The sequence below is a fragment of the Agrococcus sp. BE272 genome, assembly GCF_031457935.1.
Taxonomy (GTDB): Bacteria; Actinomycetota; Actinomycetes; order Actinomycetales; family Microbacteriaceae; genus Agrococcus; species Agrococcus sediminis.
In genome coordinates, this window is the sequence record NZ_JAVDXL010000001.1 from 1,026,684 (window position 1) to 1,042,204 (window position 15,521).

Below are 15,521 nucleotides of genomic sequence, written 5' to 3' on the forward strand. Positions count from 1 at the left end.
TCCCGATGGTGGGTCACGGCAAGCAGACGGCATCGCAGCAGGTGCCGACGATCCGACGGATCGCGGCGGCAGCCGCTGCGCTCGCGCTCGGCCTGTTCGCGCCGCTGGTCGCGGCGCCCTCCGCCGACGCCGCATCGCTCGGCGCGATCTCGACCGCGTTCGAGATCGACGGCGACATGGCGGGCTCGGCCGACTGGAGCGGCGGCTACGGGCCCGGCGGCGCCAGCACGGGGCTGCTCTACCGCAGCGACCGCACCGAGCGCTGCATCGGCGACGGCGGCACCGCCGCCGACCCGTCCCTCATCACCGGCAGCCAGAACATCCACCAGGCCTCCTGGGCCTGGGCGCCTGGCGAGCTCGCCAAGACCGCGATGACGAAGGCCGACCTGTGCAGCGCCGGCGTGACGTACGAGCTCGTCACGGTCGGCGGCGAGCAGCACGTCGTGCTGTACCACTACTGGACCCGCTCGCCCGGCGGCACCGGCGACCTCTCGGTCTACTTCGAGCTCGAGGGCGGCCCGGACGGCCGCGCCGGGGACCGCCTGCTGGAGTTCGACCTCGGCAACGGCGTGCCCACCGTGCGCCAGTGGGTCTGGACGGGGCGGGGCTTCGAGCACGGCGGCGGCGGGATCGTCTACGCCGCGGCGACCGGTCCCTCGCAGGCCGGCGCCGAGCCCCACACCTTCGGCGAGTTCGCCGTCGACCTGACCGCGTCGAGCCTGCTGCCCACGAGCGAGTGCCGCTCGTACCGCACCGGCGACATCGTCACCCAGACGGGCAACTCGCAGGGCGGCAACAGCCAGCTCGTCGACATCATCCCCGGCTCCACCGAGTCGCTCGCGATCGGCAACTGCGGCTCGGTCACCGTGCAGAAGGTCGTCGACGGCGCGCAGCTGCCCGGCCAGTCGTTCGGCTACACCGTCGACCAGGCCGACGGCCAGGCGGTCTCCGGCGCGACCGGCGGCACCGCCGTCACGGGCACCATCGCCGCCGGCGGCTCCGAGGTCGTCACGGGCCTGCTCGCCGCGCCCGACTACCGGCTCGCCGAGCACCTCGACCTGCCGACCGGCGTCGACCTGCGCTCCATCGTCTGCACCTACGTGGACTGGGCCTCGCCCGACCGGCGGCCGCGGACCGCCATCATCTGGGAGCAGGGCGCGGCCACCGGCCAGACGTTCCCGATCTTCCCCAGCAGCATCGGCGCATCCGCCCCCACGTGCGTGATCACGAACGAGGTCACCTCGATCACGCTCGACGGCGTCGTCGTCAACGACCACGGCGGTGCGGCCACCGGCGCCGACTTCACCCTCACGGCGACACCCATCGGCGCCGGCGGCGCCGTGAGCGGCATCGACGAGCAGGCCGCCGCGGGGAGCACGCTCGTGGGCACCGCGGAGGCGGGCCAGTACGCCCTGGCCAGCACGACGCATCCGGACTACGCGGCCAGCGCGTGGAGCTGCACCGGCGGCGACCTCGTCGACGGCGTGCTCACCGTCGCCACCGGCGCCGACGTCGTCTGCACCATCACGCACGACGACGTGCCCGCGCACCTGACGCTCGTCAAGGAGGTCATCCGCGACGACGGCGGCACGGCGGTCGACACCGACTTCACGCTCACCGCGGCGCTCGCGGGCACGGCGACCGCGATCGCCGGCGCCGAGGGCGACGCCGCCGTGACCGACGCCGCCGTCTCGGCGGGCACCTGGACGATCGGCGAGCAGGCGCACTCCGGCTACGAGATCGAGGGCATCGCCTGCTTCACCGACACGAGCCGCTCGACGTCGCTGACCATGCCGGGCGGCGCGCTCGCCCTCGGGCACGGCGACAGCGCCGTCTGCGTCATCACGAACGACGACCTTCCCGGCACGCTCACGCTCGTCAAGGAGGTCATCGGCCTCGACGGCGGCGACGCCCAGCCCGAGGACTGGACGCTGCGGGCCGTCGGCCCGACGCTCGGCGTGCCCGGCGACGGCGCCGCGATCGAGGGCGACGGCGGCTTCGGCCCCATCACGGTCGACGCCGGCCAGTACGAGCTCTCGGAGCACAGCGGGCCGAGCGGCTACGAGGCGGGGGCGTGGGCCTGCACCGGCGGCGCCGTCGACGCCGCGACCGGCACGGTGACCGTGCCGTCGGGCGCCGACGTGCGCTGCACGATCGTCAACGACGACATCGCGCCGCGGCTGACGCTGCAGAACGAGGTGATCGGCGACGACCTCGGCCCGGCCGTCGCCCGCGACTGGACGCTCGTCGCGACCGGCGACACCGCGACCGCCTCCGGCCTGCACGGCGACGCCTCGATCACCGACGCGCCCGTCATCGCGGGCACGTACGACCTGGCCGCGATCGACGGCCCGTCGGGCTACACCGCGGGCGATTGGAGCTGCACGGGCGACTTCGCCGCGAGCGACGCGGGCTCCGTCACCCTCGACGTCGGCCAGAGCGCCGTCTGCACGATCGTGCACGACGACGTCGCGCCGCTGCTCACGCTCGAGCACGAGGTCGTCAACGACGCCGGCGGGACCGCGAGCCGCTTCGACTGGACCCTCGGGGCCGACGGCCCCACCCCGATCTCGGGCCGCATGAGCGACCCCTCGGTGACCGCGGCCCCCGTCGGCGCCGGCGCGTACGAGCTCTCGGCGCTCGGCGGCCCGGCCGGCTACGCGTCCGAGGGCTGGCGCTGCACCGGCGGCAGCCTCGACGGCTCGACGCTCGCGCTCGCTGTCGGCGAGACGGCCGTCTGCACCGCCGTGCACGACGACATCGCCCCCACCCTCACGCTCGTGAAGCGCGTCGTGAACGACGACGGCGGCCCCTTCGCGGCCGACGAGTGGACGCTCGTCGCCGACGGCCCGGGCGGCGCCGACCTCCGCGGCGCCACCGCGACCGCGGCCGTGACCGGCGCCGAGGTCGTCGTCGGCAGCTACGACCTCTCGGAGCAGGGGCCCGGCGGCTACCTGTCGAGCGGCTGGAGCTGCGACGGCGAGCCGGTCGGCTCGACGGTCGAGCTCGCGCTCGCCGAGGACGTCGTCTGCGAGATCGTGAACGACGACATCCCGCCCACCATCACGCTCGTCAAGCAGGTCGTGCGCGACGACGGCGGCACCGCCATCGGCACCGAGTGGACGCTGACGGCCGACGGCACGGGCGGCCACGTCGCGGGCACCTCCGGCTCGCCCGAGGCCACTGCGCAGATCGTCGACGCCGGCACCTACGCGCTCGCGGAGGCGGGCGGCCCCGCCGGCTACGCGCCGAGCGCCTGGTCGTGCACGGTCGGCGCCGTCGACGGCGACGCGCTCACGCTGCTGCCCGGCGACGACGCCGTCTGCACCATCGTCAACGACGACCTCCCCGCGACGCTCACGCTGCGCAAGGTGGTCGACAACGACGCCAACGGCTCGGCGGCCGTCGCCGACTTCGCGCTCACGGCCGACGGCCCCGTCACCGTGACGGGCGCCACCGACGACGCCGCGGTGACGGATGCGCCGGTGCCGGCGGGGCAGTACGCGCTCAGCGAGGCGGGCCCCGGCGGCTACGCCGCCTCCCAGTGGGTCTGCGACGGGGCGGCCGTCACGGCCGACGGCGTCGTCACGATCGACAACGGCGCCGACGTCACCTGCACGATCGTGAACGAGGACATCGCCCCCCTGCTGACGCTCGTGAAGGAGGTCGTCGCCGACGACGGCGGCACGCAGCCCGCGACCGCCTGGACGCTCGTCGCCGACGGCCCCGCCGACATCGCCGGCGCGACCGGCGCCGCCGAGGTCACCGGCGCCGTGCTGCTCGCCGGCACCTACGAGCTCTCGGAGACCGGGCCCGGCGGCTACGCGGCCGGCGACTGGAGCTGCGACGGCGGCGCGCTCGACGGCGCGACGCTCACGCTCGAGGTCGGCGACGACGTCCGGTGCACGATCGTCAACGACGACATCGCCCCGCGGCTGACCCTCGTCAAGGAGCTCGTGCTCGACGACGGCGGCACCGCGGCCGCGACCGACTGGACCCTCGTCGCCGACGGGCCCACGCCCATCCGCGGCGCCGTCGGCGATGACGAGGTGACGGATGCCCCGGTCGAGGCGGGCGAGTACGCCCTGTCTGAGCTCGGCGGCCCGGCGGGCTACGCGGCGCTCGGCTGGCACTGCGACGGCGGCGCCCTCGAGGGCTGGACGCTGACGCTCGAGGTCGGCGACGAGGCCCGGTGCACGATCGTCAACGACGACATCGCGCCGACGCTGACGCTCGCGAAGGACGTCGTCCGCGATGACGGCGGCGACGCCCCCGACACCGCCTGGCTGCTGTCGGCGACCGGCCCCACGCCGATCTCGGGCCACGAGGGCGACGACGCCGTGACGGCGGCGCCGGTCGCGGCGGGCACGTACGCGCTCGCGGAGGCCGAGGGCGTCGACGGCTACGAGCAGGTCGGGTGGAGCTGCACCGGGGGCACGCCGAGCGCGTCGCTGCAGGGCGCGGGCTCCGGCGGCGCGACGGTCACCCTCACCGAGGGCCAGCAGGTCGTCTGCACCGTCGTCAACGACGACATCGCGCCACGGCTCACGCTCGTGAAGGAGGTCGTCAACGACGACGGCGGCACGCGCGCCGCGACCGACTGGCGGCTGAGCGCCACGGGCGACGTGACCGTCTCGGGCGCCACCGGCTCGGCGCTCGTCACCGACGTCGCCGTGCGCGCCGGAGACACCGTGCTCGCCGAGGCCGGTCCCGAGGGCTACCGCACCGACGGCTGGCGCTGCACCGACGGCGACATCGCCGGCGCCGCGCTGCACCTCGACGCCGGCGACGTCGCCGTCTGCACGATCGTGAACGACGACATCGGCGCGACCCTCACGCTGCAGCAGCACGTGATCACCGACGACGGCGGCACCGCGGTCGCCGGCGACTGGAGCCTCGGCGCCGACGGCCCGACCCCGATCGCCGGCACGTCCGGCGCGCTCGCGGTGACCACGGCACCGGTCAGCAGCGGCGTCTACGAGCTGCGCGCCACGGGCGGCCCCGACGGCTACGCGGCCGGCGCCTGGGCGTGCGACGGCGGCACGCTCGTCGGCTCGACGCTCACGCTCGCGCTCCACGAGGCGGCCACCTGCACGATCGTGCAGGACGACATCGCCCCGCGCCTCACGCTCGTGAAGCAGGTCGTGAACGACGACGGCGGCACCGTGCCGGCCGGCGCCTGGACGCTGCACGCCGACGGACCGACGCCCATCGCGGGCGCGGTCGGCGACGGCGCGGTGACGGATGCCCCGGTCGACGCCGGCGCGTACGCGCTGTCGGAGTCGGACGGCGCCGCCGGCTACGCGGCCGGCGGCTGGGCCTGCGACGGCGGCGAGCTCGACGGCGCGACCCTCGCGCTCGCGCTCGGCGAGGTCGCGACGTGCACGATCGTCAACGACGACGTCGCCCCGCGCCTGACGCTCGTCAAGGAGGTCGTCCACGACGACGGCGGCACCGAGCCGGCCACGGCGTGGACGCTGACCGCCGACGGCCCGACCCCGCTCGCAGGCGTGACCGCCGACCCGGCGGTCACCGGCGCCGCGGTCGACGCGGGCGTGTACGCGCTCGCCGAGGCCGACGGGCCCGACGGCTACGACGCATCCGCGTGGTCCTGCACCGACGGGCTGCTCGAGGGCGCGAGCCTCACGCTGCTGCCGGGCGACGACGCCGTCTGCACCATCGTCAACGACGACGTCGCCCCGACGCTCACCCTCGTCGCGCAGGTCGTCAACGACGACGGCGGCACCCGCGTCGCGACCGACTGGACGCTGACGGCCGACGGCCCGACCGCGATCGCCGGCCTCACGGGCTCGCAGCAGCTCGCCGGCGCGACGGTCGCGGCCGGCACCTACGTCCTCGCGCAGAGCGGGCCCGCCGGCTACGCGGCCGGTGCCTGGAGCTGCACGGACGGCGCGCTCGACGGTGCGAGCCTCGCGCTGCCGCCCGGCGTCGACGCCGTCTGCACGATCGTGCTCGACGACCTGCCCGGGCAGCTGACGCTGCGCAAGCTCGTCGTCAACGACGCGGGCGGCATCGCCGTCGACACCGACTGGACGCTCACGGCGACGGGTGCCGCCACCATCGCCGGCGCGACCGGCGACCCGGCCGTGACGGCCGCGGAGGTGCCCGCGGGCGAGTACGCGCTCGCCGAGACCGGTCCCGGCGGCTACGCGGCCGACCTCTGGATGTGCGACGGCGCCGCGATGCCCGGCGAGGCGACGGTCGTCGTGCCGAACGCCGAGCACGTCACGTGCACGATCGTGAACGACGACATCGCGCCGCGGCTGACGCTCGTGAAGGAGGTCGTCGCCGACGACGGCGGCGACGCGCTCGCGACCGACTGGACGCTCGCCGCCGACGGGCCGACCCCCGTCTCGGGTGCGACCGGCGACGCCGCGGTGACGGGTGCGGTGGTGCACGCGGGCGCCTACGCCCTGTCGGAGGCAGGGCCCGGCGGCTACGCCGCCTCGGCCTGGAGCTGCACCGGCGGCGCGCTCGACGGCGCCTCGCTGACGCTCGCGGTGGGCGACGAGGCGGTCTGCACGATCGTCAACGACGACCTGCCGGTCGACCTGCGCCTCACGAAGGAGGACGGCGACCCGGTCGTCTTCCCCGGCGACGAGGTGGCGTACACGCTCACGGTCGAGAACGCGGGCGGCCGCGACGCCGACGCCGGCGAGCCCGTGACGGTCGTCGACGTGCTGCCCGACGGGCTCGCGCTCGTCGACGCGCCCGCGGGCTGCGCCGCCGACGGCCAGCGCGTCACGTGCGACGTCGACCCGGCGGCGCTCGTCGCCGGCGGCTCGGTCGAGCTCGTGCTGACCGTCGCGATCGCCGACGACCGCGCCCCGGGGGCGCTCGTGAACCTCGCGTGGGCATCGACCGCCGACGACCCGGCGCCGGACTCGCCCGACTGCGGCAGCGACAGCGACAACGTCGACTGCGAGGAGACCGCCGTCGACGGCCGGCACGTCACCGCGACGAAGTCGGTGTGGGAGCAGGCGGATGGCTCGTGGGCGCCGTCCGACGGCGAGGTCGCGTTCGGCGACGCGGTCGAGTACCGCATCGACGTGACGGCGAGCGGCACGGTCGCGAGCACCGGCGTGGTCGTGGTCGACGCGCTGCAGGACGGGCTGCTCGCCGCCGGTCCCGCGACGTGCTCGGCCGACTGCACCGCGACGCTCGACGCGGCGACCGGCACCCACACCGTCGAGCTCGACGTCGTCGAGCCCGGCGAGACGGTGACGATCACCATCCCCGCGGCGATCCCTGCGGCACCGCCGCTCGAGCCCGGCGCCACCGCCGACGCCGAGTTCCGCAACGTCGCGACCGTCTACGCCGAGGGCACCGACGCGCACGAGTCGAACGCGGTGGCGGTGGCGGCGAGCCGCACCGAGCCCGTGCCGGCCGAGACGCCGGCGCCCACGCCGACGCCCGCTCCCACGCCGACCGCGCCCGCCCCGACGCCGGCGCCCGGCGCGGCGCAGGGCGACGGCCCGGCGGCCCTGCCCCGCACGGGCGGAGAGATCCCGACCGGCATGATCGCCGTCGCGATCGCGCTGCTGGTCGGCGGCGGCCTGCTGCTCCTGCGCCGGAGGCGCGACGAGCAGGAGGCCTGACACAGGCACCCGCGCCCCCGCTCGTCGTGACCGGGCGGGGGCGCGGGCTCGTGGCGCCAGGCTAGGCGCTCGCGCCGGGCTGCACCAGGGGCGTCCTCCGTGACGGCCTCGCGCAGCTCGCAGAGCAGTGGCGCGACAAGCCGTAACGGTGTAATAATTCGAGTGGCGGCGCCCCTCGCCTGTCGTGACCAGGTGGGGGGCGCCACCCTGTGCGGGCCTCGTCCGTGCCAGGCTGGGAGCATGACCCGCGAGCTGCACCTCACCGGCGACGACGCCGCCGACCGCCTCCTCTCCGACGACGACTTCGCGCTGCTCACGGGCATGCTGCTCGACCAGCAGGTGACGATGGAGACCGCCTTCGCCGGGCCCGCGAAGCTGCGCGACCGGCTCGGCCGCCTCGACGCATCCGCGATCGCCTCGATGGACCCCGAGGCCTTCCAGGCCGCGTTCGCCGAGAAGCCCGCCGTGCACCGGTTCCCTGGCTCGATGGCGAAGCGCGTGCAGCAGCTCGCGGCCGCGGTCGTCGAGGAGTGGGGCGGCGACGCCGGCGCGATCTGGCGTCGCGGCGAGCCCGACGGCCCCGAGGTGCTGCGCCGGCTGCAGGCGCTGCCCGGCTTCGGCGAGCAGAAGGCGAGGATCTTCCTCGCGCTGCTCGGCAAGCGCGCCGGCTTCGACGGCGCGGGGTGGGTGGATGCGTCGGCCCCGTACGGCGAGGAGGGCTCGAAGCGCTCGGTCGCCGACATCGTCGACGCCGCGTCGCTCGCCGAGGTGCGCGCCGCGAAGCAGGCGGCGAAGCGGGCCGCGAAGGGCTGAGCGCGCCCGACCGCGCCCGGAGCTGCGCTCCGGGGACCCGCTCGACCGGACCGGACCCGGTCCACCGGGTCCCGCTCGGTGCACGGGGTCCCGTTCGCGGCGGAGGCGGCGCTACCGCGCGCCGAGCGAGCGCAGGAACCCGGCGACCGCGGCCTCGGCGTGGGCGCGGCGCTCGGCGGCGCTCGGGATCGCGTCGTCGCCGAGCAGCATCGCGTCGTTCAGCGGCCCGCCCATCACGAGCCAGTTCCAGTGCCGGGCGGCGGCCGCCGTGTCGTGCTCGGGCAGCAGCCCGGCGTCCACCCACGCCTGCAGGCGCCGCTCGACGCCCGCGATCGCACGGGCCGGTCCGTGCGCGTGCAGCGCGCGGCCGAGCTCGGGGAAGCGGTTGGCCTCGCCGATGACGAGGCGGCGCAGCCGCAGGATGCGAGGGGTCAGCACGCCGTCGAGCATCGCCGACGCGAGGTCCACGAGCACCGCCTCGACCTCGCCCGACGCATCCGCCTCGTGCCCGGCCGCATCGCCCGCCGCATCCGTCATCGACGAGACGAGCTCGACGAAGAGGCGCTCCTTGCTGCCGAAGTGCCGGTAGACGGTCTGCTTGGAGGCGCCCGCGAGCCGGGCGACCTCGTCCATGCTCGCGCCGACGTAGCCGTCGCGCAGGAACACGTCCTCCGCTGCGGCGAGGATCGCCGCGTGGATGCGCGCGCTGCGGGGCTGCTCGGCGACCGTTGACATGCGAGAACTGTACCGTCTAGTCTCGCATCACAACGGAACTGGTCAGTCCAGTTCCCACGCGAGGAGGCCGCGATGACCACCCCCGCAGGGACGATCGAGACCGAGGCGACCATCGTGGTCGACGAGCACGAGGGCGGGTGGACGTACGTGCTGCTGCCCGGCTCGAAGGAGGCGATGGGCGTCGGCGGTGCCGTGCGCGTCGCGGGGACGGTCGACGCGGTGCCGATCGAGGCGACGCTCCTGCCGTTCGGCGGCGGCACCCACATGCTGCCGCTGAAGCGCGCCGTCGTCGCGGCGCTGGGCAAGGCCGCGGGCGACGAGATCGTGGTGCGGATCGCGCGGCGCGAGCGCGAGGCCGCCCGATGAGCGCGATCGCGATGACGCGCTCGGGCGACCGGATCGCGTTCGACCGGCTCGGCGAGGGCCCCGGCGTCGTGTTCGTCGCGGGGGCCGGCCCGTTCCGCGCGACCGACCCCACGACGACGCGTACGGCCGAGCTCGCCGCCCGGCAGGGGGTGCAGACCCTCGTCTTCGACCGGCTCGGCCGCGGCGAGAGCGCTGCCGAGGGCGACCTCACCCTCGAGCGGGAGCTCGACGCGATCGCCGCCGCGATCGACGCGGTGGGCGGCGCCGGCGTGCTCGTCGGCCATTCCTCCGGCTGCTCGATCGCCCTCGCCGCCGCCGACGCGGGGCTGCCCGTGACCGCGCTCGCGCTCTGGGAGGCGCCCATCGGGCAGTTCCGCGGGGGCGCGGCGCAGTTCGAGGCCGACTTCCTCGCGCACCTCGACGCCGGCGACCTCGAGGCCGCGCAGGTCGAGTACATGCGCGACATGCCGCCGGAGTTCCTCGAGCATGCGCGCGCCATGCCCGAGTGGCCGCAGATCGCCGCAGGCAGCCGCACCTACCGCGCCGACGCGCGCTCGCTCGCGTGGGCCGAGGAGCTGCCGCTCGCGGAGCGCCTGGCGGGCATCGCGGTGCCGGCGCTCGTCATGGTCGGCGCGCAGACCTTCCCCGGCATGCGCGAGACCGCCGAGCGCCTCGCCGAGGCGCTGCCGCGCGCGACCTTCCGCGAGATGCCCGGCGCCATGCACGACTGGGAGCCGGCGCCCATGGCCGACGCCCTCGTGCGGCTCGCGCTCGAGGCCGCGCCGGGCTGACGCCCGCGGGTCTCCGCCCCGGCGACCCGTTCCACCGAGCACGACCCGGTGCACCGGGTCGTGCTCGGTGCAACGGGTCGCGTTCGCGGGCGGTGGCCGTCGACGCGTGGGCCGCGGCCGGCGACGCGCGGCGCCGCGCTCAGCGCCGCCGCTTCGCCCGCCCGCGCGGCAGCAGCTCGACCGTCGGCAGGCGGGGGCTCGGCAGCGTCGTGCCCGAGCCGTCGTCGACGAGGCCGAAGCGCGGGCGCTCGCCCTCCGGCGCATCCCGCTCCGCCATCCACGCCTCGCGCGCCCGCTCGACCTCGGCGTGGTCGCGGCCGATGAAGTTCCAGAACATCACGAACTCCTCCTCGTGCGGCACGCCGCCGAGCAGGATCGCGATGCCCTCGCCGTCGCCTGCCGAGACGACGGCGGATGCGCGGCCCGGCTCGAGCACGCCGATCTCGCCCACGCCGATGGGCACGTCGTCGAGCGCGATCCCGGGCGTGAGCGCGAGCACCCCGTGCTCGAACGCGCCCTCGAGGGCGAGGGCCGCCTCGCCGCCGGCGGGGATGCGCAGCTCGGCGCCGAGCAGCGGCGAGTAGACGGGCGCGGCGCTCGCGGCGCCGGCGTAGCGGCCCGCGAAGACGCGCGCGACGGCGCCGCCCTCGAGCGGCACCTCCGGCACGGCGTCGAGACCGGCGAACGACGGGTCGACGCCCTGGTCGGCGAGCGGCAGCGCCGTCCACAGCTGCACCCCGTGCAGCACCGTCGTGTCGGGCGTCGAGTACTCGCTGTGCGCGATGCCGCGGCCCGCGGTCATGACGTTCACGCCGCCGGGCCGCACCGTGTGCTCTGCGCCCGTCGAGTCGGTGTGCGCGACGGCGCCGGAGACGAGCCACGAGACCGTCTGGAGCCCCGTGTGGGGGTGCGGCGGCACATCCATCCCCGGTCCGTCGGTCAGGTCGGCCGGGCCGAAGGAGTCGGCGAAGCACCACGCGCCGATCATGTGCCGGTGCTTGTTGGGCAGGCTGCGCAGCACCGGCAGCGCGCGGGGGCCGCCGAGCGGCACCTCGCGCGGCAGCAGCAGCTCGACGCCCGCCTCGCGCGCCTCGTCGATGCAGGACTGCTCGGCGTTGTCGACCAGCAGCGCCTCGTCGTTGCTCATGGCTCCACGCTAGCGAGCGCGGGCCGCCGGGTCAGATGCCGAAGAGCTGCTTGCCGAAGACGATCACGACGATGCCGGCGAGCGCGAGCAGCACGCACAGCGACAGGAGCGCCGCGGCGACCGCGGTCGAGCCGGGGCGGTGGCTCTCGATCGAGCGGATGCCGAGCGCGTAGAGCAGCGGGATGCCGGCGCCGAGCAGCAGGCCGACCCCGAGCACCGACACGATCGAGACGGCGAGCGCCCCCAGGTCGAAGCCCATCAGCCTGCCTCCTTCCCGTCGCGCGGCCGCTTGCGCCGCTTGCGCGGCCGCGCCACGGCGGCGATGCCCGAGGCCACGGCGCTCAGCTCGCGGTCGATCTCGCGCTTGCGCTCCGCCTTCGGCTGCTCCCACTCGTCGACGACGTTGTGGTGGCCGACGTGGCTGAGGCGCGACCGCAGCCACATCGCGGCGCACGCGAGGACGAGCAGCGCCGTCACGACGATCGCGCCCCACAGGTGGCCGAAGACGCTGGCGATGCCGAAGCAGAGCGCGGCGACGCCGCCCGCGGCCGGCAGCGTGATGAGCCACGCGACGAGCATGCGCCGCGCGACCGACCAGCGCACCTTCGCGTCGGTTCGTGCGAGGCCCGAGCCGATCACCGAGCCGGATGCGACGTGGGTCGTCGACAGCGGCAGGCCCAGGTGGCTCGAGGTGAGGATGATCGACGCGCTCGAGAAGTCGGCCGACATGCCCTGCCGCGGCGAGATGTCGATGATGCCCTTGCCGAGGGTGCGGATGACGCGCCAGCCGCCCATGTAGGTGCCGGCCGCGATCGCGACGGCGCAGACGACGCGCACCCACAGCGGCATGTCGGCGTCGGCGTCGAGCGAGCCGTGGGCGACGAGCGCGAGGAAGATGACGCCCATCGTCTTCTGCGCATCGTTCGTGCCGTGGGCGAGCGACATGAGCGAGGCGGCGCCGATCTGGCCCCAGCGGAAGTCCTTGCGCTCGCGGCGCTCGCTGAGCGACGCGGTCGCGCGCTGCACGAGCCAGGTGCCGCAGAACGCGACGAGGCCGGCGATGACGGGCGCGAGCAGCGCGGGGATGAGGATCTTCTGCGCCACGCCGCCCCACAGCACGCCCGAGACGCCGAGCGCGGCGATCGTCGCGCCGATGAGTCCGCCGAACAGCGCGTGGCTCGACGACGACGGCAGGCCGAAGAGCCACGTGAGCACGTTCCAGATGATCGCGCCGGTCAGCCCGCACAGCACGATGAGCATGAGGCTTTCGCCGTCGACCCCGGTCAGGTCGACGATGCCCGAGCCGACGGTGCGGGCCACCTCGATCGAGAGGAACGCGCCGACGAGGTTGAGCGTCGCCGAGAGGGCCACCGCCGCCTTCGGCTTCAGCGCGCCGGTGGCGACGGAGGGGGCCATCGCGTTCGCCGTGTCGTGGAACCCGTTCGTGAAGTCGAACGCGAGGGCCACGACGATGACGATCACGAGGATCGCGACTTCCTGCATCGCGCCAGTCTCCACCACGCGCGGATCGATGTCGAACGCGGCCGTGCCGGCGGCCGGGCCGCCCCGCCCGGCCGGCCCGGCGCATCCGTCGATCCCGGGCGGCCCCGACGCCTACGATCGAGGCATGACGACGCAGCCGCCAGGGTGGTACCCCGACCCCTACGCCGCCGCCCCCGGCGTGGAGCGCTGGTGGGACGGCGCGCAGTGGATCGCGCAGACGCGCGAGCCCGCCCCGGCCCCCACGTGGTCGCCCGCGCCGTGGCCGCAGCAGCCGGCCGCCGAGTCCGAGCCGGTCGCCGCCACGTGGGGCGCGCGCCTCGCCGCCTACGTGATCGACGGCATCCCCTTCGTCGTGCTCGCCTTCGTGCTGCTCGGCATGTTCGGCTACTTCGACATCATCGGCAGGCTCGCGGCCGGCGACGAGTCGGCGATGGCCGACCTCGAGGCGATGACGGCGCCCTTCAGCGCCGCCACGACCACGACCCTCGTCGTCGGCGCGATCGCGCACTTCCTCTACAACGTCGGCTTCCACATGCGGAAGGGCCAGACGCCCGGCAAGATGCTCGTCGGCATCCGCGTGCGCATGGCCGATCAGGACCGGCTGCCGGACGGCCGCGCGGCGAGCCTCCGCTGGGTCGTGCAGCAGGGCGGCCCGCAGCTGCTGAGCGGCGTGCCGGTGCTCGGCCTCCTCGCGGGCATGTTCAGCATCGCCGACCACCTGTGGCCGCTGTGGGACGGCCGCAGCCAGGCGCTGCACGACAAGGCCGCGCGCACGATCGTGGTGCGCGCCCGCTGACGGCGCGCGCCCGCGGGCTACGGGCGGGTCATCCCCAGCCAGTAGAACGACTGCGTGCCGAACGTGAGCGAGAAGCGGCCGTCCTCGGCGATCGTCGGGAACGCGCCGCCGCCGAACAGGTCGTTGAGGCGCGAGCCGGCGAACTGCGGCGCGTCGACGGTCACGTGCACCGGGTTGTGGCTGAACGAGAACACGCACAGCACCTGCTCGGCGCGCGCGCCCGCGTAGGTGCCGTCGCCCTCGTAGCTGCGCACGAACGCGAGCACGGCCTCGTTGTCGGTGTCGAGCACGGTGATGTCGCCCAGCCCGAACACGGGGTGCGCGCGACGCACGTGCAGCACCGAGCGCATCCAGTTCAGCAGGCTCGACGCCTGCGCCATCTGCGCCTCGACGTTGACCGACGAGTAGTGGTAGACGAGCGACTGCACGACCGGCAGGAAGAGCTTGCCCGGGTCGGCGTTCGAGAAGCCGGCATTGCGGTCGGGCGTCCACTGCATGGGGGTGCGGGATGCGTCGCGGTCGTCGAGCCAGATGTTGTCGCCCATGCCGATCTCGTCGCCGTAGTAGAGGAACGGCGAGCCCGGCAGCGACAGCAGCAGGGCGTTGGCGAGCTCGAGCTCGGCGCGCGAGTTGTCGAGCAGCGACGCGAGGCGGCGGCGCACGCCGACGTTGGAGCGCATGCGCGGGTCGTAGGCGTACCAGCCGTACATCGCCTGGCGGTACTCCTCGCTCACCATCTCGAGCGTGAGCTCGTCGTGGTTGCGCAGGAAGACGCCCCAGGCGGAGCCCGGCGGCACGTCGACCTGCTCGGCGAGGATGCGCTTGAGCTCGACCGCGTTCTGCGCGCGCAGCGAGTAGAAGATGCGCGGCATGGTCGGGAAGTCGAACGCCATGTGGCACTCGGGCTCCTCGGCGGTGCCGAAGTACGCGGCGGTCTCGGCCGGCCACTGGTTGGCCTCGGCGATGAGCACGCGGCCGGGGTACTCGTCGTCGACGATGCGGCGCAGCTTCTTGACGTACTCGTGGGTCGCCGGCTCCGACTCGCCGTTGCCTTCCTCCGACTCGTAGAGGTAGGGGATCGCGTCGAGCCGGATGCCGTCGACGCCCAGGTCGAGCCAGAACCGCAGCGTGTCCTCGATCGCCTCGTGCACGGCCGGGTTCTCGAAGTTCAGGTCGGGCTGGTGCGAGAAGAAGCGGTGCCAGTAGAACTGCCGGCGCACCGAGTCGAACGCCCAGTTCGACTCCTCGGTGTCGACGAAGATGATGCGCACGTTCGGGTAGCCCTCGTCGGTGTCGCGCCACACGTAGAAGTCGCCGTAGGGGCCCTCGGGGTCCTCGCGGGAGGCGAGGAACCACGGGTGCTGGTCCGAGGTGTGGTTGATCGGCAGGTCGATCATCACGCGCATGTTGCGGGCGTGCGCCTCGGCGACGAAGTGGCCGAAGTCGTCGATCGTGCCGTACTCGGGCAGCACCGCCTTGTAGTCGCTCACGTCGTAGCCGCCGTCCTTGAGCGGCGACTGGAAGAACGGGGGCACCCAGATGCCGTCGACGCCGAGCCACTGCAGGTAGTCGAGCTTCGACGTCAGCCCCTGGAAGTCGCCGAAGCCGTCGCCGTTCGAGTCGACGAACGAGCGCACCATCACCTCGTAGAAGACGCTCTTGCGGTGCCAGTCGCGGTCGAGCGCGAGGCCGGGGGCGTTCCCGCCGATGATGGGCATCGGCGACGTGAAGGTGTTCGAGAAGCTCACGGA

At 74.7% G+C, this 15,521-nt stretch carries 10 protein-coding genes; 5 read left to right on the top strand and 5 right to left on the bottom strand.

From position 1 onward, the window contains the following. Window positions 1-5: 5 nt before the first annotated feature. Both J2X49_RS05005 and J2X49_RS05010 read left to right on the top strand, forming a co-directional pair. A complete protein-coding gene (locus tag J2X49_RS05005) occupies window positions 6-7,619 on the top strand; it encodes an LPXTG cell wall anchor domain-containing protein (protein WP_310123274.1) in 7,614 nt (2,537 codons plus the stop codon). 240 nt (window positions 7,620-7,859) lie between these two features. Beyond that, window positions 7,860-8,432, top strand: a complete 573-nt coding sequence (locus tag J2X49_RS05010) for an HhH-GPD-type base excision DNA repair protein (protein WP_310123277.1) — start codon at window positions 7,860-7,862, stop codon at window positions 8,430-8,432. Between the two features lie 111 nt (window positions 8,433-8,543). Here the strand turns inward: J2X49_RS05010 and J2X49_RS05015 are convergent, their stop codons facing one another. Beyond that, a complete protein-coding gene (locus J2X49_RS05015; protein ID WP_310123279.1) occupies window positions 8,544-9,167 on the bottom strand; it encodes a TetR/AcrR family transcriptional regulator in 624 nt (207 codons plus the stop codon). A 72-nt stretch (window positions 9,168-9,239) separates the two neighbouring features. Between J2X49_RS05015 and J2X49_RS05020 the strand changes: the two genes are divergently transcribed. Together J2X49_RS05020 and J2X49_RS05025 are read left to right on the top strand one after the other, a co-directional pair. Further along, window positions 9,240-9,533 (top strand): DUF1905 domain-containing protein, encoded by a 294-nt coding sequence (locus J2X49_RS05020; RefSeq protein ID WP_310123282.1) that lies wholly within the window; start codon window positions 9,240-9,242, stop codon window positions 9,531-9,533. Next, window positions 9,530-10,324, top strand: a complete 795-nt coding sequence (locus tag J2X49_RS05025; protein WP_310123284.1) for an alpha/beta hydrolase — start codon at window positions 9,530-9,532, stop codon at window positions 10,322-10,324. Before J2X49_RS05020 ends, J2X49_RS05025 begins: the two co-directional genes overlap by 4 nt. Before the next feature lie 139 nt (window positions 10,325-10,463). On the opposite strand, the gene J2X49_RS05030 is transcribed toward J2X49_RS05025, so the two are convergent. From J2X49_RS05030 to J2X49_RS05040, 3 genes are read right to left on the bottom strand one after another with little or no spacing between them, the layout of a single operon-like run. Further along, a complete protein-coding gene (locus J2X49_RS05030) occupies window positions 10,464-11,471 on the bottom strand; it encodes a pirin family protein (RefSeq protein ID WP_310123287.1) in 1,008 nt (335 codons plus the stop codon). A 31-nt stretch (window positions 11,472-11,502) separates the two neighbouring features. Beyond that, window positions 11,503-11,730 (bottom strand): hypothetical protein, encoded by a 228-nt coding sequence (locus J2X49_RS05035; protein WP_128189535.1) that lies wholly within the window; start codon window positions 11,728-11,730, stop codon window positions 11,503-11,505. Continuing rightward, the gene (locus J2X49_RS05040) at window positions 11,730-12,974 is read right to left on the bottom strand and encodes an inorganic phosphate transporter (protein WP_310123290.1); all 1,245 of its coding nucleotides are present in this window, start codon (window positions 12,972-12,974) and stop codon (window positions 11,730-11,732) included. The genes J2X49_RS05035 and J2X49_RS05040 overlap by 1 nt, the downstream gene beginning before the upstream one ends. Before the next feature lie 124 nt (window positions 12,975-13,098). Here J2X49_RS05040 and J2X49_RS05045 point away from each other — a divergent pair, with 124 nt between their 5' ends. Beyond that, window positions 13,099-13,770 (top strand): RDD family protein, encoded by a 672-nt coding sequence (locus J2X49_RS05045; protein WP_310123292.1) that lies wholly within the window; start codon window positions 13,099-13,101, stop codon window positions 13,768-13,770. A gap of 17 nt (window positions 13,771-13,787) precedes the next feature. Here the strand turns inward: J2X49_RS05045 and treS are convergent, their stop codons facing one another. Then, window positions 13,788-15,488 carry a maltose alpha-D-glucosyltransferase gene (gene treS, locus J2X49_RS05050; RefSeq protein WP_310123967.1) on the bottom strand — a complete coding sequence of 567 codons (1,701 nt, stop codon included), beginning with the start codon at window positions 15,486-15,488 and terminating at the stop codon, window positions 13,788-13,790. Window positions 15,489-15,521 lie beyond the last annotated feature (33 nt).

What these genes read in the sequence shown, in the direction of transcription:
- J2X49_RS05005 (WP_310123274.1), top strand. Translation starts at nt 6, where the DNA reads ATGGTGGGTCACGGCAAGCAGACGGCATCGCAGCAGGTGCCGACGATC.
- J2X49_RS05010 (WP_310123277.1), top strand. Translation starts at nt 7,860, where the DNA reads ATGACCCGCGAGCTGCACCTCACCGGCGACGACGCCGCCGACCGCCTC.
- J2X49_RS05015 (WP_310123279.1), bottom strand. Translation starts at nt 9,167, where the DNA reads ATGTCAACGGTCGCCGAGCAGCCCCGCAGCGCGCGCATCCACGCGGCG.
- J2X49_RS05020 (WP_310123282.1), top strand. Translation starts at nt 9,240, where the DNA reads ATGACCACCCCCGCAGGGACGATCGAGACCGAGGCGACCATCGTGGTC.
- J2X49_RS05025 (WP_310123284.1), top strand. Translation starts at nt 9,530, where the DNA reads ATGAGCGCGATCGCGATGACGCGCTCGGGCGACCGGATCGCGTTCGAC.
- J2X49_RS05030 (WP_310123287.1), bottom strand. Translation starts at nt 11,471, where the DNA reads ATGAGCAACGACGAGGCGCTGCTGGTCGACAACGCCGAGCAGTCCTGC.
- J2X49_RS05035 (WP_128189535.1), bottom strand. Translation starts at nt 11,730, where the DNA reads ATGGGCTTCGACCTGGGGGCGCTCGCCGTCTCGATCGTGTCGGTGCTC.
- J2X49_RS05040 (WP_310123290.1), bottom strand. Translation starts at nt 12,974, where the DNA reads ATGCAGGAAGTCGCGATCCTCGTGATCGTCATCGTCGTGGCCCTCGCG.
- J2X49_RS05045 (WP_310123292.1), top strand. Translation starts at nt 13,099, where the DNA reads ATGACGACGCAGCCGCCAGGGTGGTACCCCGACCCCTACGCCGCCGCC.
- treS (WP_310123967.1), bottom strand. Translation starts at nt 15,488, where the DNA reads ATGCCCATCATCGGCGGGAACGCCCCCGGCCTCGCGCTCGACCGCGAC.